At 69.8% G+C, this 22,962-nt stretch carries 20 protein-coding genes; 7 read left to right on the plus strand and 13 right to left on the minus strand.

What is annotated here, in order from left to right:
* Positions 1 to 101: 101 nt before the first annotated feature.
* A complete protein-coding gene (locus ACPEEZ_RS10980; protein WP_423918724.1) occupies positions 102 to 773 on the plus strand; it encodes a DUF3105 domain-containing protein in 672 nt (223 codons plus the stop codon).
* The gene (locus tag ACPEEZ_RS10985) at positions 770 to 1,471 is read left to right on the plus strand and encodes a DUF305 domain-containing protein (protein WP_423918727.1); all 702 of its coding nucleotides are present in this window, start codon (positions 770 to 772) and stop codon (positions 1,469 to 1,471) included. Before ACPEEZ_RS10980 ends, ACPEEZ_RS10985 begins: the two co-directional genes overlap by 4 nt.
* Before the next feature lie 24 nt (positions 1,472 to 1,495).
* Here the strand turns inward: ACPEEZ_RS10985 and ACPEEZ_RS10990 are convergent, their stop codons facing one another.
* Positions 1,496 to 3,370: an ABC transporter ATP-binding protein gene (locus ACPEEZ_RS10990; RefSeq protein WP_423924251.1), complete on the minus strand. Its 1,875-nt coding sequence runs from the start codon at positions 3,368 to 3,370 to the stop codon at positions 1,496 to 1,498.
* A gap of 196 nt (positions 3,371 to 3,566) precedes the next feature.
* Here ACPEEZ_RS10990 and ACPEEZ_RS10995 point away from each other — a divergent pair, with 196 nt between their 5' ends.
* Both ACPEEZ_RS10995 and ACPEEZ_RS11000 read left to right on the plus strand, forming a co-directional pair.
* On the plus strand, positions 3,567 to 5,162 hold the full coding sequence (locus ACPEEZ_RS10995) for a LuxR C-terminal-related transcriptional regulator (protein ID WP_423918729.1): 1,596 nt from the start codon (positions 3,567 to 3,569) through the stop codon (positions 5,160 to 5,162).
* A gap of 44 nt (positions 5,163 to 5,206) precedes the next feature.
* Positions 5,207 to 6,661, plus strand: coding sequence for an APC family permease (locus tag ACPEEZ_RS11000; RefSeq protein WP_423918732.1), 1,455 nt, complete (start codon positions 5,207 to 5,209; stop codon positions 6,659 to 6,661).
* 117 nt (positions 6,662 to 6,778) lie between these two features.
* Here ACPEEZ_RS11000 and rplL read toward each other — a convergent pair whose 3' ends face one another.
* Positions 6,779 to 7,165: a 50S ribosomal protein L7/L12 gene (gene rplL / locus ACPEEZ_RS11005; RefSeq protein WP_423918735.1), complete on the minus strand. Its 387-nt coding sequence runs from the start codon at positions 7,163 to 7,165 to the stop codon at positions 6,779 to 6,781.
* A 49-nt stretch (positions 7,166 to 7,214) separates the two neighbouring features.
* Positions 7,215 to 7,724: a 50S ribosomal protein L10 gene (rplJ, locus tag ACPEEZ_RS11010; RefSeq protein ID WP_423918738.1), complete on the minus strand. Its 510-nt coding sequence runs from the start codon at positions 7,722 to 7,724 to the stop codon at positions 7,215 to 7,217.
* A gap of 523 nt (positions 7,725 to 8,247) precedes the next feature.
* Here rplJ and ACPEEZ_RS11015 point away from each other — a divergent pair.
* Positions 8,248 to 9,282 carry a hypothetical protein gene (locus ACPEEZ_RS11015; RefSeq protein WP_423918741.1) on the plus strand — a complete coding sequence of 345 codons (1,035 nt, stop codon included), beginning with the start codon at positions 8,248 to 8,250 and terminating at the stop codon, positions 9,280 to 9,282.
* Positions 9,283 to 9,415: 133 nt separating this feature from the next.
* Here the strand turns inward: ACPEEZ_RS11015 and ACPEEZ_RS11020 are convergent, their stop codons facing one another.
* The 10 genes from ACPEEZ_RS11020 to ACPEEZ_RS11065 form a co-directional block, all read right to left on the minus strand.
* Positions 9,416 to 11,026: a sensor histidine kinase gene (locus ACPEEZ_RS11020; RefSeq protein WP_423918744.1), complete on the minus strand. Its 1,611-nt coding sequence runs from the start codon at positions 11,024 to 11,026 to the stop codon at positions 9,416 to 9,418.
* Positions 11,023 to 11,781 carry a response regulator transcription factor gene (locus ACPEEZ_RS11025; RefSeq protein WP_423924253.1) on the minus strand — a complete coding sequence of 253 codons (759 nt, stop codon included), beginning with the start codon at positions 11,779 to 11,781 and terminating at the stop codon, positions 11,023 to 11,025. The genes ACPEEZ_RS11020 and ACPEEZ_RS11025 overlap by 4 nt, the downstream gene beginning before the upstream one ends.
* Positions 11,782 to 11,875: 94 nt before the next feature.
* A complete protein-coding gene (locus ACPEEZ_RS11030; protein WP_423918746.1) occupies positions 11,876 to 12,847 on the minus strand; it encodes a biopolymer transporter Tol in 972 nt (323 codons plus the stop codon).
* A 12-nt stretch (positions 12,848 to 12,859) separates the two neighbouring features.
* Entirely contained in the window at positions 12,860 to 13,864 is a 1,005-nt protein-coding gene (locus tag ACPEEZ_RS11035; protein ID WP_423918749.1) for a sugar phosphate isomerase/epimerase family protein, read from the minus strand.
* Between the two features lie 87 nt (positions 13,865 to 13,951).
* Positions 13,952 to 15,112 (minus strand): Gfo/Idh/MocA family protein, encoded by a 1,161-nt coding sequence (locus ACPEEZ_RS11040; protein ID WP_423918752.1) that lies wholly within the window; start codon positions 15,110 to 15,112, stop codon positions 13,952 to 13,954.
* Positions 15,109 to 15,948, minus strand: coding sequence for a carbohydrate ABC transporter permease (locus ACPEEZ_RS11045; protein WP_423918755.1), 840 nt, complete (start codon positions 15,946 to 15,948; stop codon positions 15,109 to 15,111). The genes ACPEEZ_RS11040 and ACPEEZ_RS11045 overlap by 4 nt, the downstream gene beginning before the upstream one ends.
* Before the next feature lie 9 nt (positions 15,949 to 15,957).
* Positions 15,958 to 16,959 (minus strand): carbohydrate ABC transporter permease, encoded by a 1,002-nt coding sequence (locus tag ACPEEZ_RS11050; protein WP_423918758.1) that lies wholly within the window; start codon positions 16,957 to 16,959, stop codon positions 15,958 to 15,960.
* Between the two features lie 111 nt (positions 16,960 to 17,070).
* Positions 17,071 to 18,399 carry an ABC transporter substrate-binding protein gene (locus tag ACPEEZ_RS11055; RefSeq protein ID WP_423918761.1) on the minus strand — a complete coding sequence of 443 codons (1,329 nt, stop codon included), beginning with the start codon at positions 18,397 to 18,399 and terminating at the stop codon, positions 17,071 to 17,073.
* A gap of 167 nt (positions 18,400 to 18,566) precedes the next feature.
* Positions 18,567 to 19,709, minus strand: coding sequence for a Gfo/Idh/MocA family protein (locus tag ACPEEZ_RS11060; protein ID WP_423918763.1), 1,143 nt, complete (start codon positions 19,707 to 19,709; stop codon positions 18,567 to 18,569).
* Complete coding sequence (locus ACPEEZ_RS11065; RefSeq protein WP_423918766.1) at positions 19,706 to 20,443, minus strand: sugar phosphate isomerase/epimerase family protein; 738 nt, start codon at positions 20,441 to 20,443, stop codon at positions 19,706 to 19,708. Before ACPEEZ_RS11065 ends, ACPEEZ_RS11060 begins: the two co-directional genes overlap by 4 nt.
* 224 nt (positions 20,444 to 20,667) lie before the next feature.
* On the opposite strand from ACPEEZ_RS11065, the gene ACPEEZ_RS11070 reads away from it, so the two are divergent.
* Complete coding sequence (locus ACPEEZ_RS11070; RefSeq protein WP_423918767.1) at positions 20,668 to 21,858, plus strand: ROK family protein; 1,191 nt, start codon at positions 20,668 to 20,670, stop codon at positions 21,856 to 21,858.
* A gap of 158 nt (positions 21,859 to 22,016) precedes the next feature.
* On the plus strand, positions 22,017 to 22,715 hold the full coding sequence (locus ACPEEZ_RS11075; protein ID WP_423918769.1) for a YqaJ viral recombinase family protein: 699 nt from the start codon (positions 22,017 to 22,019) through the stop codon (positions 22,713 to 22,715).
* Positions 22,716 to 22,962 lie beyond the last annotated feature (247 nt).

A 22,962-nucleotide genomic window follows, 5' to 3' on the forward strand; every position in this document is an offset into this window, starting at 1 on the left:
TGTTACCGAGCTCACAGACAGGTGTGGGACAAAATGGTTGACACGTCTACGGAGGCGGGCCGTGCCCGTCGCCGGATCATGCCCGACCAGAGGACTCCCCCGTGGCCAGCAGCTCCAACCAGAACCAGCCGACCGTCAAACAGCAGCGGGACGCCCGTCGGCAGGAGAAGGTCGCCGCTCTGCAACAGCAGCAGAAGCGGTCGAAGCGCAACCGCCTGATCGCGATCGTGACGGCGTCCGTCGCCGGCGCCGCGGCCATCGCCCTCGTCGTCACCTTCGTCGTGACGAGCGGTCAGCCCCGCCAGGACCCGTCGGCGATCTCGATCGACGGCGTCAAGACCTACGCCGACCTCAAGCCCACCCACGTGTCCGGCACGGTCGACTACGAGATGACGCCCCCGGCGGGCGGCCCGCACAACCAGGTCTGGATGAACTGCGGCGTCTACAGCGAGCAGGTTCCGAACGAGAACGCGGTGCACGACCTCGAGCACGGCGCGATCTGGTTCACCTACGACCCCGCCCAGGTCAGCGAGAGCGAGATCGAGGCGCTGCGCTCGTTCGCCCCCGACACCTACTCGGTCGTGTCGCCCTACCCGGGCCTCGACAAGCCGATGTACGTCTCGGCCTGGGGCGCGCAGCTCGGTTTCACGAACGTCGACGCCGACAAGTCGAAGCTCGACGACTTCGTGACGAAGTACTGGAAGTCCTCGACCGCCCCCGAGCCGGGAGCCCCGTGCACCGGTGGCATCGACGGCCCGGGCAAGATCGCGTGACGCCCGAGCCGGGTCGGCGCCTCCGCCTCGTCATCGCGTCGGTGATCGCCCTCGCCGTCGTGCTGCTGATCGGCGTCGCCGTGGGCCGGCTCAGCTCGCCGAACCCGGTCGTCCCCGGCCAGGACAGCGTCGAGGCCGGGTTCTCGCGCGACATGCAGGTGCACCACGAGCAGGCCGTCGAGATGTCCATGCTGGTGCGTGACCGGACCGACGACGCCTCGGTGCGCCTCCTCTCCTACGACATCGCCACGGCCCAGGCGCAGCAGGCCGGGCAGATGTACGCCTGGCTCGAGGTGTGGGGCGTGTCGCAGGCACCGTCGGAGCCGACGATGACCTGGATGTCGCGCCCGACCCTCGACGGGTCGTACGGCGAGCACGCGCACGGGTCGACGGCGACACCGTCCGGAGGCGCGACGACGTCCACGCACACCCCCGGCGGGCGCATGCCCGGCCTCGCCTCGGCGGCCGACCTCGCGCGTCTGCAGACGCTGAGCGGCGTCGATGCCGAGAGGCTCTACCTCACGCTGATGATCGCGCACCACGTGGGCGGGGTCGAGATGGCCGACGCCGTGCTCGCTCGCAGCGACAACGCCCAGGTGCGCGCGCTCGCGAGCGGCATGGTGAGCATCCAGCAGAGCGAGATCGACGCGATGACCGAGATGCTCGACGAGCGGGGCGGCCCCGTCCCCGTCAGCTAGCCGGCCGAGACGAGGAGGCGCGGGTCAGGTCGCCTGCGACACCTGCTCCCCATAGAGCCCCGCGTACACCCCGCCCAGCGCGAGCAACTCGTCGTGGCTGCCCCGCTCGACGATGCGTCCGGCGGCCACCACGAAGATGACGTCGGCCGAGCGCACGGTCGACAGACGATGGGCGATCGCGATGGTGGTGCGCCCGCTGGCCGCCTCGTCCAGCGCCTCTTGCACGACACGCTCGGACACGGTGTCGAGGGCACTCGTGGCCTCGTCGAGCACCAGCACGGCCGGGTCCTTCAGCAGCACCCGCGCGATCGCGATGCGCTGCTTCTCTCCGCCCGAGAGCCGGTAGCCGCGCTCGCCCACCACGGTGTCGTACCCGTCGGGGAACGACATGATCGTGTCGTGGATGTTCGCCCGGCGGGCGGCGTCGACGAGCTGGTCGGAGGTCGCATCGGGTCGGGCGTAGCGCAGGTTGTCGCCGATCGTGGCGTGGAACAGATACGTCTCTTGGCTGACGATGCCGATGTTCTCGATCAGACTCTCTTGTCGCAGGTCGCGCACGTCGTCGCCGGCGAACCGCACCGCGCCTCCGCTCGCCTCGTAGAAGCGCGGGATGAGATACGACACCGTCGTCTTGCCCGCACCGCTCGGGCCGACGAACGCGGCGAACTGCCCGGGCGCGATGTCGAACGAGACACCGTCGAGGGTCTTCTGGCCGGGCTCGGCGTCGGGGTACGAGAACGACACGTCGTCGAACTGGACACGACCGAGGTGACGCGTGTCGACGACCTTCGCCGCGCCTCCGTCGGAAATCGCGGGGTGCAGATCGAGGTACTCGAAGATGCGGGCGAACAGCGCGCCCGACGTCTGCAGGTCGAGGGCGACGCGCAGCAGCCCCATCAACGGGAAGGTCAGGCGGGCCTGGACCGTCGTGAACGCGACGATCGTGCCGGCCGTCACGGGCACGTCGTGCAGGATGAGGTACGCGGCGACCAGGTAGATGATCGCGGGGATGATCGACAGGAAGATCTGCACCACGGCGAAGAACCACTGGCCGCTCATCTGCTGGCGTACCTGCAGGCCGATCTGCGTGCGGTTCTCGGCCGAATAGCGCTCGACCTCGGCGCGCTGCTGGTTGAAGCTCTTCGCGAGCAGGATGCCGCTGACGCTCAATGCCTCTTGCGTGATCGCCGTCATGTCGGACAACGACTCCTGCGTCTGCGTGGCGATGCGCGCCCGCACCTGCCCCACCTTGCGCTGGGCGACCACGAGCAGCGGCAGCAGGATCACGGTGACGACCGTCATCTGCCAGCTCAGCACGAGCATCGACACGAACGCGGCGATGACGGTCACGGTGTTGCCGAGCACGCTCGAGATGGTGTTGCTCAGCACGTTGGCGACGCCGCCCACGTCGTTCTGCAGCCGGGACTGGATGACGCCCGTCTTGGTCCGCGTGAAGAACGCGAGCTCCATCCGCTGCAGGTGGCCGAAGAGTCGGATACGCAGCGCGCCCATGACCTTGTTGCCGACCGTGGCCGTGAGATAGGTCTGCCAGACGCCGATGGCCGCCGACAGGACCCAGAGACCGACCATCGCGCTGACGAGCTCGACGAGCACGGGGACGTCGGGGCCCCCGGCCGGGAACAGACCACGGTCGAACGCCTGCTTGGTCAGCAACGGGGGTGCGACGCTGATGGCGGCCCCGACGAGCACCAGGACGACCGTGATGACGAGGGCCCGCTTGTAGGGCGAGAACAGCCCCCGGATGCGTCGCACGAGATCGGGGATCTTGGGCGCCTGCGCGTTCGCGGCCCGCTGCGCCTTCGCGTCGCCGTTCGACACCCGGCCGGGTCGACCGCCGCCACCGCCTCGCATGCCGCCACCCGAGGCGACCGCGTCCATCCTGCTCATCCGCTCAGCGTATGCCTGCCCACCGACGCCCCGCGCCGTCGCACCCGGGCGCACCCCGACTTCGGGGCAATATGTACTAACGCACGAAATCTCAGTTTATGCTGGTCCGACGAGCGCCCGAACGCTCCGTCCGCTTCATGTTCTGTACCCGACAGAGCATCGTCCGATGCGGCAAAAGGCAGGAACCGTGAACCCGTTCCACGATATGACCGTCGATCCGCCGACCACCGAGTTGCAGCCGGTCGACCACCGTGCTGCCCTCGACGCCATCGAGCAGCGATGGACCCAGATCGCCCCGTTGCAGGGCGCGCGGCTCCGCGATGCCATCCGGTCGATCCCCGAAGACGAATGGCGCGGCCGCCCGCGCATCCTGCTGGCCCTCGCGGCGAGCCACCACTCCGTCGGCTCGCGGTCGCGGAGCGCGGCCCTGCCCTGGTTTCGCGGTGTCGCGAAGGCGATCGACGCCGATCCCGATCTCCCCCTCGACATCCGCGCGGGCTATCACGTCCACCTCGCGGCGACCCGACGCAGCCTGGGTGACTTCGTCTCGGCCCTCGAGCACCTCGACATCGTGCGCCTGTCGCTCGAGGGAGACACCCGCAACTCGATCGGCGACCGGATCTCCCTCAGTGCCTCCTTCTCGCTGCAGCTCGGACTCGTCCGCGTCCACTCGGGCCAGCTCGACCAGGCACTCTTCGCACTGAGCCTCGCCAACGGTCTCGGCGACGAGCACCTCAGCACGGCCGAGCGCGTGGAGTGCCTGTCCGCCCTCGCGTACATCGCGATGCTGCAGGGCGACTACGAGCGCTCCGACGAACATCTCGAGCTCGCGGCCCGGCTCGCGGACGGGACCGACCTGATGCGCAGTTCGTTCGGTGCACTCGCCCAGATCACCAGGCTGCACCTCGGCCTCGAGCGGGACGAGCCCGGTCGGCGCCACGACGCCGTCGTCGCCGACGTCCGCCTCGCGTCGCGGGGCAGCGATTGGGAGGCCCTGGGGTTCCTCGCCGAGGCCCACGTCTGCCTGATCGAGGGCCGCCACATCGAGGTGCTCGACCTGCTCGGCCGGATCACCCGCCTCGTCACGGGCTACCACGGCGAGTCGAGCGTGCAGCAGGCCGCGACGACGTTGCGTGCCGAGACCATGCGGGCGCTCGGACAGCCCCTCGAAGCCCGTCGCCTCGCGATCGCCGTGACCCCGACGCACCGCCACGTCGTGTGCCCGGCCCGGGTGATCGCCCTCGTGCACCTGACCGACGACGAGCCCCACTCCGCCCTCGAGGATCTCGAGGCATGCCTCTCGCTCGGCGACCTGCACAGCCAGCGGACCATGGCGCACGTGCACACCATCGCGGCGGCCGCGCACCTCGCCCTCGACGACGCGGCCCGGTCGGACATCATGTTCGACCGCGCGCTGCTCTCCGCGGGGATGTCGGGCACGTCGTGGTACTTCGACACGCTGCCGCACGAGGTGCTCGACCAGCTGACGACGCGAGCCCTGGCCCGCGACCAGCCGCAGTCGATCACGAGCACCCTCGAGCACATGCTCGGCGGCGAGAGCGACGACGTCTCGCGCCTCGCCGAGCCGCTGAGCGATCGTGAGCTCGTCATCGTCCGGCATCTCGCGACCGGGCAGACGCTCGGCCAGATCGGCAACGACCTCTTCATCTCCGTCAACACCGTCAAGAGCCACGTGCGGAGCATCTATCGCAAGGTCCAGGCGACGTCTCGTCGCGAGGCCATGCACCGCCTCCGGCAGTTGGGTCTGCTGGGGGACGACTGACCGTCGGCCCGGCCGACCCGCAGTCCGGCTGATACCGTTCTGCGGTGCCGAATGCCCCTGCCTCCTCCCCCGCCCGCCTGCCCCTCGGACAGCAGCTCCGCCGTCGCAAGCCGATCGAGGCGTTCGCGGAGGCCGGCGCCGACGGCGACGCCTCCTCGTCGGCGGCACCGCGCCTCCGGAGGTCCCTGGGTGTCTGGCACCTGACCGCCATCAGCATCGGGGCGACACTCGGCACCGGCATCCTGGTCGTGCTCGGCACGGCCGTGCCGCTCGCCGGGCCCGCGGTCTGGCTGTCCTTCGTGCTCGCGGGCGTGGCCGCCCTGCTGTCGGCGTTGTCGTACGCCGAGATGGCCGGCAGCGTGCCCGTGTCGGGGTCGAGCTACTCGTACGCGTACGCGACCCTCGGTGAGGGCATCGCCTGGGTCTGCGGCTGGTGCCTCGTGCTCGAGTACGCCGTGTCGGTGGCCGCCGTCGCGGTCGGCGCCGGGCAGTACGTCAACGAGACGCTCGCCGTCTTCGGCCTGGCACTGCCGGACGCGATCGCGGCCCCGCCCGGTGCCGGCGGTGTCGTCAACCTGCCCGCCGCCGTCCTCGTGCTGATCGCCACGGCGGTCCTGGTGCCGGGTGCTCGCGAGAGCGCCTGGGTGAACACCCTCCTCGTCGTCGTCAAGATCGCCCTGCTCGTGTTCTTCGTCGCCGTCGCCTTCACGGCGTTCGACGCGGGCAACTTCGAACCGCTCGCCCCGATGGGTGCGGCCGGCGTCTCGGCGGCCGCCAGCCGGCTGTTCTTCTCCTACATCGGCTTCGACGCCGCGTCGACGGCCGGCGAGGAGGCGCGGGATGCGAGACGAGACCTGCCCCGCGCCATCATCGCCTCGATCGTGATCATCACGGTGCTGTACATCCTGGTCGCCGTGGCGGCCGTGGGTGCGCGTCCGTGGCAGACCTTCACGGACGGCGAGGCGACCCTCGTCCAGATCGTGGCCGGGATCACCGGCCAGCCGTGGGTCGCGCTCGTCTTCTCGGTCGCGGCGGTGCTCGCGATCGCGAGCGTCGTGCTGACGGTCCTCTACGGCCAGACCCGGATCTTCGTGTCGATGTCGCGGGACGGCCTCGTCCCCCGCGCGCTCGGACGCATCTCGCCGCGCACGCAGACGCCCGTCGTCGGGACGCTGATCGTCGGCGGCGCGGTCGCCGTGACGGCCGCGCTCATCCCGCTCGGCGCGCTGGCCGACGCCACGAGCATCGGCACGCTGTTCGCGTTCGCCGTCGTCAACGTCTCGGTGATCTACCTGCGCCGGACGCGGCCCGAGCTGGAGCGGTCGTACCGCGTGCCGTTGTACCCGCTCACCCCGCTGCTGGGCTGCGCGTTCTGCGTGCTGCTGATGGTGACGCTCGGCTGGATCACCTGGATCGCGTTCGCCGTGTGGATGGTCGTGGGCGCGGGTGTCTACGCGGTGTACGGCAGGCGGCACTCGGTGCTGGCGCGCGTCTCCTGAGGCGACCCGCGCCTCCTTGGGTCCGTCGCACGCCCGCCGCAACGGCGAAAGGCGCCACCCCTCTCGGGGTGACGCCTTTCGACTGATGCGGTGATGCAGGGCCCTGAGGGCCCGGGATTACTTGAGCGTGACGGTCGCGCCGGCGCCCTCGAGCTGAGCCTTGGCCTTCTCGGCGGTCTCCTTGTTGGCGCCCTCGAGAACGGTGCTGGGGGCACCGTCGACGACGGCCTTCGCCTCGCCGAGGCCGAGGCTCGTGAGCGCGCGGACCTCCTTGATGACCTGGATCTTCTTGTCGCCGGCGGCCTCGAGGACGACGTCGAACGAGTCCTTCTCCTCGACCTCTTCGGCAGCGCCGCCGCCGGCAGCAGCCGGACCGGCAACCGCGACGGGAGCAGCAGCGGTGACCTCGAAGACCTCTTCGAACTTCTTGACGAACTCGCTGAGCTCGATGAGCGTGAGCTCCTTGAAGGCCTCGATCAGTTCGTCCTGCGTGAGCTTTGCCATGATTTTCTCCTTGTGGGGTGTTCTAAAGCGTGGTGGGGTGAATCAGCTGTTAGCTGTCCTGCTTCGCGCGCAGCGCCTCGACCGTACGGACGGCCTGCGACAGCGGAGCGTTGAACAGGTAAGCGGCACCGAACAGCGAAGCCTTGAAGGCGCCGGCCAGCTTGCCCAGCAGCACCTCCCGCGACTCGAGATCGGCGAGCTTGGTGACCTCGGCCGCGGTCAGGGGGTTACCGTCGAAGTAACCGCCCTTGATCACGAGCGCGGGGTTCGCCTTGGCGAAGTCACGCAGGCCCTTGGCGACGGCGACAGGGTCACCGTGCACGAAGGCGATCGCAGACGGTCCGACGAGCTCGTCGTCGAACGAGCTGATGCCGGCGTTGTTCGCCGCGATCTTGCTGAGCGTGTTCTTCACCACGGCGTACGTCGCGTCTGCACTGATGTTCTTGCGCAGCTCTTTCAGCTGAGCGACAGTGAGACCGCGGTACTCGGTGAGCAGAACGGCGTTCGAGTCACGGAATCCATCCGTGAGCTCGGCGACCGAAGCTTCCTTGTTCGCCATGGCTCTCCTTAAGTGGGTGTGCCGGCAGCCCCCAGGAGTTCGCGCATGCCAGATGGCACTAAAAAAGCTCCGGCGCAAGCGCACGGAGCTGAGCTTCTCAAACAAGAGGTTCGACTTCACACACCTGCGCAGGCGCTCTCTCGCGAGAACCTTCGGCCTTCTCATGCGAGCATGCGAAGACAACCGGCGGTCTTGGGCTTCGAGAAGTGTAGCCGGGGCGGCGTCGCGGACGCAAGTCGGGCCTCCTGCGCCCGTGCGCCGCCGCCCGCCGCCGCCGCGCCCCCGCGCGCCGCCGCCCGCCGCGCCCGCCGCCCCGCCGCCCCGCCGCCGCCGCACCGCCCCCGCCGCACCGCCCCCGCGCACCTCGTTCTGATCAACGCACCTCGCTAAAGCGCGGTGCGTTGATCAGAACGAGGTGCGTCGTCGGCGGACATGTCCTCCACAGCCTCATCCGTGCCGCCGACCGTCCACAGGCGGGCACGTGAGCCCTGAACTCGAGGCGTCACATGACGACTCTCGGTCCATGCCGATCGTCGATCCCTCTTCCGTGCCCCTCTCGTTCGCCGCCACCTACGATCCTGAATCGAAGGAGGCGCAGGCACTCAGGCGAGCCGCTCGCGCCGGGCGTGTCGTCCGTGTTCACCGCGGTGTCTACGTCGACGCGCGCTCTTGGTCCTCGGCCGACGCGCGGGCACGGCACGTCATCCTCGCGAGGGCGGTGATGCTCGGTCTCGGCGCCTGCGTCGCCTCTCATAGCACGGCGGTGGCACTGCACGATCTACCCGCGCTCGACCTCGACGTCGATCGTGTCTGCGTCATCGATGCCCGGCGGTCGAGCACGCAGACGACGAAGTCCATCCGTCGACGCCCCGGGCCGCTCGACACCGTCGACGTGACGACGGTCTCGGGTGTCCCCGTGACCAGCCTCGACCGGACGGCGGTCGACATCGCCCGGACCGCATCGTTCGCCGATGCGGTGATGTGCGTGGATGCCGTCCTGCGTCGTGAGGCCCTCCCCCGCGGCCATCGTTCGGGTGTCCTCACCGATGCCGCGGTCGAGACCCATCGCTCGCGGCTGCTCGATCGCCTCGGCCCTCTCACGACACCCGGAGCAAGAGCTGCCCATCGTGCGCTCACGTTCGCATGCCCCTACGCCGAGAACGGCGGCGAGTCATTGGCGCGGGTCGTCCTCTTCGAGCTCGGGGTCGTCGAGGCCGTCCCACAGCGCGAGTTCGTGATCGACGGCGTCGTCTACCGGGGCGATTTCTTCCTGGCCGAGTACGGCGCGCTGCTCGAGTTCGACGGATTCGCCAAATACGACGATCCCCAGATGCGAGGGGGGAGGACACCGGCCGAGGTCGTACGCGCCGAGAAACGGCGCGAGGCGCGGCTGCTGACACACCCCGAGATCCGGGTGATCATCCGCTTCGAGTACCGCGACCTCGTCGACCCGCGCCGCTTGGCTGCGCTGTTGCAGGCTGCCGGTATCCCGGTCGACCCACGCCGGGTGACCGCAGCGGCACGAGCCGCCGCACGTCGATTCGCCCGGGGGCAGTGAGGGTGCGCAGGGCAGAACACCTCGTTCTGATCAACGCACCTCGTTGGAACGAGGTGCGTTGATCAGAACGAGGTGCGGGGCGGAGATGGGAGCGGCGGAGGGGCGGGGCGGGAGCGCGGCGCGGAGGCGCGAGTCAGGCGGGCGCGCCGGGCGCGGGTGCCACGGCGGGCGGCGCGCCGGCGACGGCGGCGGCGCGGAGCGGCAGGCGGATCGTGAAGGTCGCCCCCGCCGCCGAGCTGTCCACCGTGACGGAGCCCTGATGGGCATGCACGACGGCCTCGACGATCGCGAGCCCGAGCCCGGTCGATCCGGCCTTGCGCGAGCGCGAGCTGTCCGCCCGAGCGAATCGCTCGAACAGCACCGGCAGCACGCTCGGCTCGATGCCGGGCCCGTCGTCGGCCACCGTCACGACGGCCTGCCCTCTCGCCGCGTCGACTCCGAGTGCGACGTGGATGGCCGTCCCCTCGGGGGTGTGCGTGCGCGCGTTCGTCAGCAGGTTCGCGACGATCTGGTGCAGCCGCATGGCGTCGCCCGGCACGACCACCGGCTCGTCGGGCACGTCGATGTCGACGGCGTAGGCGGGCCCCGCGACGTGGGCGTCGTTCACGGCATCGAGCAGCACACGCGTCAGGTCGACGTCGGCCGACACGAGATCGCGCCCCTCGTCGAGACGGGCGAGCAGCAGCAGGTCCTCCACGAGCGACGTCATGCGCAGCGACTCGGACTCGATCCGCCCCATCGCGTACACCACGTCGTCGGGCAGACCCGTGTTCATCCGGCGGGTCAGTTCGGCGTAGCCGCGCACGGAGGCGAGCGGCGTCCGCAGCTCGTGCGAGGCGTCCGCGACGAACTGCCGCACCTTGTTCTCGCTCTGCTGCCGCGCCTCCAGCGCTCCGGCCACGTGGCCGAGCATCTTGTTGAGCGACGCGCCGACCCTGCCCACCTCGGTGCGGGTGTCCGTGTCCTGGTCGTCGACGCGTTCCGCGAGCGCGACCTCGCCCCGGTCGAGGGGCAGCTCGGCGACGCGCAGCGCCGTGTCGGACATGCGACGGAGCGGCCGGAGGGCGAGCCCGACGACCAGGAAGGAGACCGCGATCGCCACGGCGAGACCGAGCAGCGTGACGAGGGCGATGAGCGTGATCTGCTGCGTGACCGTCGACGTGACCGACGCCATCGGCAGCCCGACCACCACGGAGGTGGTCGTGACGGCGCTCGACGCGGACGAGGACGTCGTCCCGAGCACGACGAACTGGACGCGGTACGAGCCGAGGGTGCCGCCAAGGTCGATCGTCATCGGCTCGCCGCGCTTCGCGACCACCGAGGCCGCGACGAGCCGGTTGGCTCCGGCCTGGTCGAGTGGTGTCTCGACCTCGCCCTGCTCGTTGACGCGCCCGGCCGCCTGGACGGTGTTGCCGTGCACGACCGCGGCGAACGTCCCGGCACCCTGGCCGGGGCCGTTGACGAAGCCCTGGTCGGGCCCGCTGCCGAACGCGCTGCCCGCGCCGGCCGACCCCGACAGGATCTCCTGGGCGATGACGACGGCCCGCCCGGACGCCTGATCGAGCTCGTCGTCGAGCTGCCGCAGCAGGAACCCGCGCAGGGCCACGACGCTCACCGCGCCGATCACGACCGTGACGATGACGACGAGCGCGACGATGCTGAGCACGAGCTGCCGCCGCAGGGTCATCGGCGTGCCGAGCCCGACCGCGCCGCGCACCCGCGACCAGCGGCCTGATGCCGTCACGACGTGGGCTTGATGACGTATCCGACGCCGCGCACCGTGTGGATCATGGGCTCTTCTCCGGCGTCGATCTTCTTGCGCAGGTACGAGATGTAGATCTCGACGACGCTGGACTTGCCGCCGAAGTCGTAGCTCCACACCCGGTCGAGGATCTGCGCCTTGCTGAGGACGCGACGCGGGTTGCGCATCAAGAACCGCAGCAGCTCGAACTCCGTCGCCGTCAGCTCGATCTCGCGACCCGAGCGGGTGACCTCGTAGCTCTCCTCGTCGAGCACCAGATCGCCGACGACGATGCGTGAGTCACCGCTCTCGCTGACGGCCGAGGCCGAACGACGGATGAGACCCCGGAGGCGCGCCACGACCTCTTCCAGGCTGAACGGCTTGGTGACGTAGTCGTCGCCACCGGCGGTGAGCCCCTGGACGCGGTCTTCGACGGCGTCCTTCGCGGTCAAGAACAGGATGGGCGTGTCGTCGCCGCCCGACCGGAGCCGACCCAGCACCTGCAGCCCGTCGATGTCGGGCAGCATCACGTCGAGCACGATCGCATCGGGCTTGAAGTCGCGGGCGGTCGACAGCGCCGACTGGCCGTCGGCGGCGGCCTTCACGTCCCACCCCTCGTAGCGCAGGGCCATCGAGAGCAGATCGGTGAGGCTGTTCTCGTCGTCGACGACGAGGACGCGGAGAGGCGAGCCGTCGGCGCGCGTGAGACGCGGGGCCGACGCGGTGGCGGGAGTTGTCGTGGTCACCTTTCTCAGTATGGAGAGATTTCTATGAACGGGCTGTGGTCGACCGATGAGGAAGCCCCTAGTCGCCTCATACAGCCCTCACAGCCCGCCGCAAGGCCCGACAGGGCTACGACAGCGGGTACTCCACGCACGCGAACCGGTGCGAGTCCGGGCTCCAGCCGGGCACATTCGTGGTGCCCTGGCCGCCGAACAGGCGCAGCACGTCGCGCGGTGCCGCACCAGGAGCGGGCAACCCACCGTCGAGCGCCATCGTCCGCAGCACCACGTCGCGGTTCTCGGGGTGTCCGAGGGTGCCCGGCTCGTACGCCAGCCACAGCAGCGTCGTGCCGTCGGGCGACACGTGCGGGAACCAGTTGACGGCCGCGTCGAACGTGATCTGGGTGACGTCGTCACCCGACAAGGAGGCACGGAACAGCTGCGCGTGCCCCGGCGCGTCCGACGCGCGCTCCGAGTTGAACCACAGCCACTGCCCGTCCGGCGAGTACTCGACGCCGTCGTCGGGGTGCCCGTCCGACGTCACGGCGGCGGTGCTGCCGTCGGCCACCGAGACCAGGGCGACGTTCGTCTGCCACGTGCGCCGCGCCTCCTCGGCGCTCTCGCCGGCGCCGCCGGCAGGATCACCGGGGACGGCGGGCAGAGCCCCGACGATCACCGACAGCGTCGCCCCGTCGGGCGAGACGCCGTGCAGGTAGTTCTTGTAGTCCCGATCCTCGGGGTGGTCCAGCGTGACGCGGCGGGCCGACGACCCCGGGGCCACGCCGTCCCAGGGGACCTCGTACAGGTGCCCGTCGCGGGCGCTGACGAAGACGCTGCCCTGGTCGGGCGCGATGACGTGGTCGTTGTTGATCTCGGGCACGTCGCCGAGTGCGACCGGCTCGAGCACACCCGACGACGATCCGTCGACGGCGAGCCGCCAGAGCAGCCCGTCGCCGTTGACGACGAGCCAGCGCCCGTCCGGGCTCCAGTTCGGCGCCTCGACCAGCAGTGTCGCGCTCTCGAAGACGACGTCGGCGTGCCCCGTGGCGGGGTCGACGATCAACAGGCGGCAGGTCTGACCGGGCAGCAGGGTTCGGGGCACGAGACGAGTCTGCTACTGATTCGAGAACGCGGCGTCGAAGGAGGCGGTGGGCCGCGGCCAGATCAGCGACCGGATGTACGCGAGGGCCTCGGGCGCGCCGTGCAGGCGGTCCATGCCGGCGTCCTCCCACTCGATCGAGATGGGTCCGTCGTAGCCGATCGCGTCGAGGGCGCGGATGGCGTCCTCCCAGTGCATGTCGCCGTGCCCGGTCGAGACGAAGTCCCAGCCGCGGCGCGGGTCGCCCCACGGCAGGTGCGAGCCCAGCACGCCCGAGCGCCCGGACGGTGGACGCAGCCGCGTGTCCTTGCAGTCGACGTGGTAGATCCGGTTGGCGAAGTCGACGATGAACCCGACGGCGTCGACGCCCTGCCAGAGCAGGTGCGACGGGTCCCAGTTGAAGCCGAACGCCTCGCGGTGCTCGATGGCGTCGAGCGCCCGCACGCTGGTCCAGTAGTCGTATGCGATCTCGCTCGGGTGCACCTCGTGCGCGAATCGCACGCCCTCGGCGTCGAACACGTCGAGGATGGGGTTCCAGCGGGCGGCGAAGTCCTCGTAGCCGGCGTCGATGACGCTCTCGGGCACGGGCGGGAACATCGCGACGTAGGGCCAGATCTTCGACCCGGTGAAGCCGATCACCGTGTCGACGCCCATCTTGCGGGCGACCCGGGCGGCGCGCTTCATGTCCTCCGCCGCGCGCCGCCTGACCCCCTCCGGCTCGCCGTCGCCCCACGTCGACGGCCGCACGATCGCCTGGTGCCGGAAGTCGATCGGGTCGTCGCAGACGGCCTGACCCGTGAGGTGGTTCGAGATGGCCCAGACCTTCAGCCCGTGGCGGTCGAGCACGTCGAGTCGCGAACGCAGGTAGGCGTCGTCGACGTCCGCCCGCTCGAGGTCGAGGTGGTCGCCCGATGCGGCGATCTCGAGGCCGTCGTAGCCCCAGTCGGCGGCGAGACGTGCCACCTCCTCGAACGGCAGGTCGGCCCACTGGCCGGTGAACAGGGTGACGGGATGGGTCATGTCGACTTCTCTCGAGAACGAAGGAGGTGCGGTGAGGGCACAGGAGGCGAGGTGGCGGAGGGCGAGGCGGGGCTCGGAGACGACGCGCTAGGCGACGGAGTGCCAGGCCCGGTCGTGCGCCGAGGCGAGGACGGCTTCGGTGACCCGCACGGCGCGAAGACCGTCGGCGAAGGTCGGCAGCCCCTCGGGGGCCGAGCCGTCGATCGCGGCGTAGACGTCGCGGACGAAGGCCGTGAACGCGTCGACGTAGCCGAGCGGGTGGCCCGCCGGCACGATCGACAGCCGGGCGGCGTCGGGGCGCAGCGCCTCGGTGTCGCGCGCCACGACCTCGCTGCCGTGGCGGCGTCCGATCCAGATCGTCTCGGGCTCCTCCTGGGAGAACTCGACGCTCTCGGCCGTGCCGGCGACGTCGAGCACGAGACGGTTCTTGCGACCGGGCGCGACCTGCGACACGAACAGCGTGCCGATGGCACCGCCCCGCGTCTCGAAGACGACGGCCGCCTCGTCCTCCGTGTCGACGACCGAGCCGCCGCGCGATTCGTGCACCGTGCTCGTGACGCTCGACACCCGCGCGAGGGTGTCGCCGAGCACGAACTCGAGCAGATCGACGAGGTGGCTGCCGATGTCGGCGAAGGCCCGCGAGGGGCCGCCGGCCGAACTGTCCACCCGCCAGTCGATGTCGCCCGCGTCGAGCAGCCAGTCCTGCAGGTAGCTGCCGCGCACGCTGAGCACGCGACCGATCGAGCCCTCGGCGATCCGGGCCCGAGCCTCGCGCACCATCGGGTGGAATCGGTAGACGAAGGGCACCGCGGCCACGAGCCCCGCCCGACTGGCGGCCTCGACCAGCGCGAGCGCCTCGGCCGAGGACGTCGCGAGCGGCTTCTCGCAGACGACGTGCTTGCCCGCCGCGAGGGCGGCGCCCGCGAGGGCGGCATGCGTCACGTTCGGCGTGCAGACGTGGACGACGTCGATGCCCGGGTCGGCGATGAGCTCGGCCACACTCGCGTGGGCGGTGCCGATGCCGAGGGCCTCCGCGGCCCGGGCCGCGCTGTCGGCGCTCGACGAGGCGACGGCGACGACCTGGGCCCCCGCCGCGCGAGCGGCGTTCGTGTGCACGCGGCCCATGAAGCCGCCGCCCACGATGCCGACCCGCAGCGGGCCGACGCGGGCGGAGTCGACCCGACCCGTGCCTCCCGCGGTCGTCGGGGCGGGCGGGGCCGCCCCCTGCACCTCGCCCACGTCGGTCACTTGACGGCGCCCGAACTCAGACCGGTGATCAGGTGCTTCTGCACGAGCATGAAGCCGATCAGCACCGGCAGCGAGACGACCACGGCCGCGGCCATCAGCTGGTTCCAGTAGACGTCCTGCTGGGACGCGTACGAGCGGAGGCCGATCGCGAGCGTGCGGGTGTCCTTGCTGGTGAGCACGCTGGCGAACAGCACCTCGCCCCAGGCCGTGATGAACGCGTACACCGCGACGGCGATGATGCCGGGCTTCGCGACGGGGATGATCACGCGGAACAGGGCGCCGAGGCGACCCGTGCCGTCGATCATCGACGCCTCTTCGAGCTCTTTCGGGATCGACGCGAAGTACCCCGTCAGCATCCAGATGGAGAACGGCAGCGAGAACGTCATGTACGTGATGATCAGGCCGAGGTACGAGCCGGTCAGCTGGATGCCGAGCACCTTCTGGATCTGCACGAAGATCAGGAAGAGCGGCAGGAGGAAGAGGATGCCGGGGAACATCTGCGTCGACAGCACGACCAGGCTGAACGGGCGCTGCCCACGGAACCGCAGGCGGGCCAGCGAGTACGCGGCGAGCACGGCCATGGCGACCGACAGCACCGTCGCCGAGCAGGTCACGATCAGGCTGTTCTTGAAGTACTGCGCGAGCGGCACCGTCTGCCAGATCTGCACGTACGGCTCGAACGTGATGCGACTGGGAATCCAGGTGAACAGCCCCTGCACGTCGGCGAGCGGCTTGATCGACGTCGTCACGACGACGTAGAGCGGGATCACCACCACCAGCGACAGGAACGCGAGCCCGAAGAAGCGGAAGACCTTGAAGCCTCGTGTCTCGATCATGGGGGTCTCCTAGTCCTCGTCCGCAGCGGACTTCTTGGGCAGCACCATGCGGATGTAGAACGCCGATGCGATGAGCAGCACGATCAGCAGCAGCACGCTCATGGCGCCGCCGAGACCGAAGTTCCAGTTGTTGAAGGACTGCTGGTAGATGAGCGGGGAGATGAGGGTCGCCTGCTCGGGCGAGGCCGGGCCGAACAGCACGTACGGCACGTTGAACTGGTTGAAGATCCAGAGCCCCATGATCAGCAGCAGGACCGCGTTGGCGGGCTTGATCATCGGCAGCGTGATGCGCGTGAACTGCTTCCAGAGACTGGCGCCGTCGAGGCTGGCGGCCTCGTAGACGTCGCCCGGGATGTTCTGCAGCGCGGCCAGCAGCATCAGGAACGCGAACGGCCACATCTGCCAGGCCGTGACGATCACGATGGCCCAGAACGAGTTACCCCCGAGCAGCCAGAACGGGCGGTCCTGCAGGATGCCCAGGTCGTCGACGAGAAAGCGGTTGATGGCGCCGTCGCGCTGGTTGAACATGAACGCCCACGCGATGGTGCCGACGTAGGACGGCAGGGCGTAGGGCACGAGGAAGAGCGTGCGGAGGATGCCGCGACCCTTGAACGACGAGGTCAGCAGCACGGCGCCGAGCATGCCCATGCACCATGCGATGGCGAGCACGATCACGGTGAACGCGACGGTGCGGCCGAGCGAGGCGTAGAGCTGGCTGCCGATGGCCGACGACGGGTTGAGACCGGTGGCGAAGTTCTGGAACCCGACGAACGGGGCGCTGACCCAGTTCGCGATGCTGAGCTGGTTCAGCGTGATGAACGCGATCCAGACGCCGAGCACCATCGGGACGATGTGCACCAGCAGCTCGGCGAGAGCGGCGGGTGCGATGAGCAGGTAGGCCAGCGGCGAGTGCTTCTTCTTGCGACGAGCCGGTGCGAGCGGGGCGACCTGGTGCGGGTCGACGGGCGTGGCCTCGTCGGTGGTCGCGGGCGGCAGAACGTTGACGGTCATGAGGGTCCTCTCGAGTGAGCGGAGGAGGCGCGGGCTGGGTCGTCAGGTCTGCTGACGACCCGACCCGCGCCTCCTCGTCCGGGCGGTGCCCGGTGCTCGACTGATCCGGTGCTACTGCCCGGTGCTCATCTGGCTGTTGGCGTCGGAGAGGGCGGACTTGACGTCCGATTCGCTGACCGCCTTGCCCTGCGCCGCCTGGGCGAGCAGGTTCTTGATCGCGGTGCCGACGAGCGTCTCCATCTGACCCTCGGAGGAGAACAGCGGCATCGGCTGGGCGTGGTCGCTCAGGATCTCCTTCTTGAGCTGGATCTCCGGCGTCTGGAAGGCCGTGTCGTCGTAGGCGCTGGTCACGACGGGCAGGGAGCTGAACGACGTGTTCAGGTACTTCTGCTCGTCGTCGCTGGTGAGGAACTTCACGAAGTCCTCGGACGCGCTCACGTTCTTCGAGTTCTTGAAGACGCTGATGTTGATGCCGGCGACGTGGCTCATCGTGCCCTCGAGACCGGTCGCGCCGGCCTTCTCGAGCGGGACCGGTGCGGCGGCGTAGTCCTTGAAGTCACGCGCGGCGAGGTTCGCACCGGGTGCCTGGTCGAAGAACATCGCGGCCTTGCCCTGGGCGAACGTCGCGGCCATGTCGGAGCCGTTGACACTCTCGGCGTCGGACGGCGAGACGACCTTGTCGGCCGCGATCAGGTCGACCCACTCCTTGACGCCCTTGACGACGCCGTCGTTGTCGAACTGCGGCTTGCCGTCCTTCGTGTAGAGCGAGCCGCCGTTCTGCAGACCGCGGACGAACGCCTGGTGGGCGTTGTTCGACACGCTGGAGCCCGCCATCGTGACGCCCCACTGGTCGATGGTGCCGTCGCCGTTGGTGTCGATGGTCAGCTTCTTGGCGTCCGCGACGAACTCGTCCCAGGTCGCGGGCGGCTCGGTGATCCCGGCTGCCTCGAACATCTTCGTGTTGTAGTACAGCGAGTACGACAGGCCGTAGAGCGGCACCGACGTCGGGGCCTGGCCCTCGGCGCCACCGGTCGCCCAGCTGGACTGCACGAAGCGGTCCTGGCCGCCGATCTCCTTGAGGGCGTCGCCCTCCCACGGCACGAACGCGCCGCTCGACTGCAGCGACACGGCCCACGTGTTGCCGATGTTCAGCACGTCGGGGCCCTCACCGCTCGAGACGGCCGTCAGGATGCGGTTGTAGAGGTCGGACCACGGGATGACCTCGAGGTCGACCTTGATGCCGGTCTCCTTGGTGTACCGGTCGATCGACTGCTTCAGGATCTCTTCGTCCTTCTGCACGGTCGGGGCCTGGTTGCTGGCCCAGTACGTGATCGTCTTGGCGTCGCCGCCGTCCGATCCCGATGAGGAACAGGCGGTCATGCCGCCCATCGCGAGGGCGGTGACGGCTGCGGCAGCCAGCCAACGGAACTTCGTCTGCATTTCTTCTCCTGGTGTCTCGTCTTTGAGTGGAGCGACGCGGTGGTGCTGTGTGGTGCGGGTGATGCGGTGTGGTGCGGTGGATGGGTTCGGGAGGCGCGGTGCCGGTCACGATCGTCGGGACCGGCACCGCGCGCAGAGGGTGTGCCTCGCGGCACGGCGACCGCTGGCTAGGTCAGCGTGGCGACCGACGGGTCCCAGTCGGCGGGCAGCTCGGGCGTCGGCTCGAGCGTCGACTCGACGACGACGCTCTCGCCCTTCTCGGCCGACTCGGCGAGCGAGACCATGACGTCGAGCACGTGGAAGGCGAGTTCGCCGGGGACGCGCTCACGGCGCCCCTCGCGGATCGCCTGGGCGAGCTCGGCGACACCGGTGCCGCGGGTGAAGGTGGAGCCCTCGGCCGGCACGATCGTCGGCTCGTCGCCGCCCGTGAAGACCTTCGTGTCGCCCTCGAACTCGTTCGGGTCGGGGAACACGGCGGTGCCGTCGGTACCCGCGATCTCGACGAAGCCCGCGCGCGGCAGCTTCGAGTCGAAGCTGAAGACGCTCTGCGCGCTCGCCCCGCTCTCGAACTGGATCAGTGCGCTGATGTGCGTCGGCACCTCGACGGGGAACTCGGTGCCCGCCTTCGGGCCGGAGCCGATCACGCGGGTCTCGCGGGCCTTCGACGACGTGGCGGTCACCTTGGCGACCGGGCCGAACACCTGGACGAGCGTCGTCAGGTAGTACGGGCCCACGTCGAACATGGGGCCGGCCCCGTACGCGAACAGGAACTCGGGGCTCGGGTGCCACGACTCGGGGCCGGGCACCTGGAAGAGCGTGAGCCCGGTGAGCGGGGTGCCGATGTCACCGCGGTCGACGACCCGGAGCCCGGTCTGGATGCCGGCGCCGAGGAAGGTATCGGGAGCGACGGCCACCCGGACCCCCGCCTCCTTCGCTGCCTCGAGCAGGCGCTTGCCGCTCTCGCGGTCGAGCGCGTAGGGCTTCTCGCCCCAGACGTGCTTGCCGGCCGCGACGGCCTTGAGCGCGACCTCGACGTGCGCGGCGGGGATCGTCAGGTTGACGACGATCTCGATGTCGTCGTGGGCCAGCAGGTCGTCGACCGATCCGCTGCCGGGGACGTTCCACTTCTCGGCCTGCGCGGCGGCGCGGGCCTCGTCGATGTCCGCGATGAACAGCACGTTCAGGTCGGGGAACTGCGTGAGGTTGCCGAGGTACTGGTCGCTGATGACGCCGGCGCCGATGACGCCGACCCCGACGGGGCCGGTCTTCGTGTCGACCGTGGTCGAGGAGGTGGTGGCGGTGTCGGTCATGCGCGGACGCCTTCCAGGAACTCGAGGCTCTGGGCGACGGCGGTGAAGACGTCACCCTTGTGGTCGTCCAGCTCGACGACGGGCAGCGCCTGACGCGCCGCGGCGAGGATGTCGCGGACGGGCATCGTGCCCCGGCCGACGGCGACCTGCTCGGTGTCGTCCTTCGTCTTCGGGCCGTCCTTGATGTGCAGGAACTGCACCTTGTCGCCCAGACGGGCGAGGAGCTCGGCCGCGTTCACCCCGCCGACCTCGACCCAGTACGTGTCGATCTCGAGCACGACGGTGTCGGGCAGCGCGGCGGCGAGGACCTCGAGGGCGGGGACGCCGTCGATCAGGTTCTCCAGCTCGAACGCGTGGTTGTGGTAGCCGATGGTCAGACCGTGGGCGGCCGCCTTCTCGGCGATCTCGCCGAGGTCGCGGGCGACGGATTCGACGTCCTCGCGGGTCACCCAGCGGGTCTCGTCGATGTGCGGGTCGATGATCGTGGAGATGCCGAGTCGCGTGGCCGCGGCGAAGATCGGCTCGAGGTCCTGGCCGACCAGGTGCACGTGGGCGCTCGGGGCCGTCAGCCCGTTGGCCGGCAGCGCCTCGGCGTACTCGTCGACCCGCTCGACGAACGAGTAGGGCTCGACCTGCGTGTAGCCGATGTCGGCGAGGCGGGCGAGGGTGCCGGGCAGATCGGCCGCGAGCGCGTCGCGAACCGTGTAGAGCTGGACCGAGATCGGTGTCGTCACCTGGATTGTCTCCTCAACGTCTTTGTCGTGTGTCACCGCGTCGTGCGCCGGTGACCGGGTACTGCCTCTGTCTCGATCGATGCGGTCGGGAGGCCCGGTGAGGGGACGATCGCCGTCGATCGAGACTCACCATATGGCTGCTTCTGTCGACGCGCAAGCAAAAGTCGTCGGCAATCGACAAAGTTGTCTCGATCATCGGTCGAGGCTGTGCTTTACTGCTCTCCATGTCCGACACGACGAGGTCGTCAGTGCTCGGCAGCACCGGGGCAGGCGAGCTGTTCCAGCTGCTGCGAGACGGCCTGCCGCGCACTCGGGCCGAGCTCGCCACCATGACGGGTCTCGCCCGCTCGACGATCGGTTTGCGCCTCGAGTCCCTCGGCGATCTGGGCCTGATCGGCCCGGTCGCCGATGCCGCCTCCACCGGCGGGCGTCCGCCGTCCCGCATCGCGCTGATCCCGTCCGCACGAGTCGTCCTCGCGGCCGACCTCGGCGCCGGCCACGCGCACTTCGCCCTCACCGACCTGATGGGCGACGAGCTGATCAGTCGCCGTGAGTCGATCGACATCGCCGATGGCCCCGACCGGGTGCTCGGCCACCTGGTCGAACAGGCCGACACCATGCTCGCCGACCTCGGTCGCACCCGCTCCGACCTGATCGGCATCGGCATCGGCCTGCCGGGCCCCGTCCAGTTCAGCACGGGCCGCCCCGTCAACCCGCCGATCATGCCCGGCTGGGACGGCTTCGACGTGCCCGGCTGGGTGCGTCGTCACCTCGACGTTCCCGTCCTGGTCGACAACGACGTCAACATCATGGCCCTCGGCGAGCGCAGTCACGCGTGGCCGGGTGTGGACCACTTCCTGTTCGTGAAGGTCGCGACCGGCATCGGCTCGGGCATCATCTCGGGCGGACGACTGCAGCGCGGTGCGCAGGGCATCGCCGGTGACATCGGACACGTGCAGATCCCCCGCGGCGCCGGCATCGCCTGCCACTGCGGCAACACGGGGTGCCTCGAGGCCGTGGCCTCCGGGCCGGCGATCGCCGCCTCCCTCCGGCGCGCCGGCGTCGACGTGCAGAACGGCCACGATGTCATCGACCTCGTGCGGCGCGGCGACATCGCGGCCATCCAGGCCGTTCGCCAGGCGGGCCGGGACATCGGCGAGGTACTGGCGGCCTGCGTCAACCTGATCAACCCGTCCGTGATCGCCATCGGCGGCTCGATGGCGCAGGCGGGCGAGCACCTCATCGCCGGCGTCCGCGAGGTCGTCTACACCCGTTCCATGCCGCTCGCCACCGAGCACCTCACCGTCGTGCCGTCGCGGGCCGCCGACCGGGCCGCCCTCGTCGGCGCCTCCATGCTCGCGATCCACCACGCCCTGTCGCCGTCGGCACTCGACGAGCTGGCCGCCACGGTCTGAGGCGACGCCGCTCCACCCCCTTTTGCGGCGCTACACCCCTTTTACGGCGCTACACCCCCTGCACCGGGGGTGTAGCGCCGGATCAGGGGTGTAGCGCCGGATCAGGGGGTCCCGCGTGGGGGCGCGACCACGGGGCCGGACGAGGGACAATGGACGACATGACCGTCGTCCAGCCCATGCTCTCGCTGTGGGACGACGACGAGCCCGAGTTCGCGCCACGACCGGTGCAGACCGTCCAGGTCGTGCCCGCTCACGTCCGCCGCATCCTCGCCGACTCGTCCGATCGCATCGGCTGGCTGCGAGCCCGCAGTCAGGGCATCACCGCGACCGACGTCGCGCGGCTCTCGAGTCGCAAGGCGATCCAGGCCGTCGTGCTCGACAAGTTGTACGGCAACGGTTTCGGCGGCAATGCCTACACCGATCACGGTCGAGCCCGCGAGCCCGAGATCGCCCGCTGGGTGCTCCGCGAGCACGGCATCGAGCCGAGCTCGAAGCTGTTCCACGCGCCCGATCAGCGACTCCACCTCGCCACCCCCGACGGCGTCGTCCTGCGCGACGACGGGCGTGTCGAGCTCTGCGAGATCAAGACCACGAAGAAGGAGTGGGCGAGCATCCCCCGCTCCTACCTGCGGCAGGTGTTCTGGCAGCAATACGTGCTCGGCGCCGAGCGCACACTCGTTGTCTGGGAGCGTCACGTCGACTTCGTCCCGGTCGCCGCCGAGCCCCTCTGTCGCTGGGTCGAGCGGGACGACGACGAGATCCAGCGACTCGTCACCCTGGCCGACGAGGTGCTCGAGATCGTGGCCCGGCGGGCGGCCGACATGCCCCTTCCCTACGACGCCTACGGGCGCGGCTAGAAACACCTTTCGGGCCTCGCCCGGACGGGCGGCTTGACAACTACTCTGATGCACGCACATGATGTGTCCTGCGCGAAAGTGAGCGCTCACATTTCCAGCTGTTCTTGACGAAGAGGTCAACCGTGAACACACTGCATCAGCACCCACAGGCCGTCTGCCGCCCGTGGCGCGTCGCCCTCGCGATGCCGTCCGCGACACCGCTCTAGAGCCGGCGGGCTCCTGACGGGTCGGCCCTCCGCCGCCCGCC

Source organism: Frigoribacterium sp. 2-23, from assembly GCF_049601585.1.
In the GTDB taxonomy this organism is placed as follows: domain Bacteria; phylum Actinomycetota; class Actinomycetes; order Actinomycetales; family Microbacteriaceae; genus Frigoribacterium.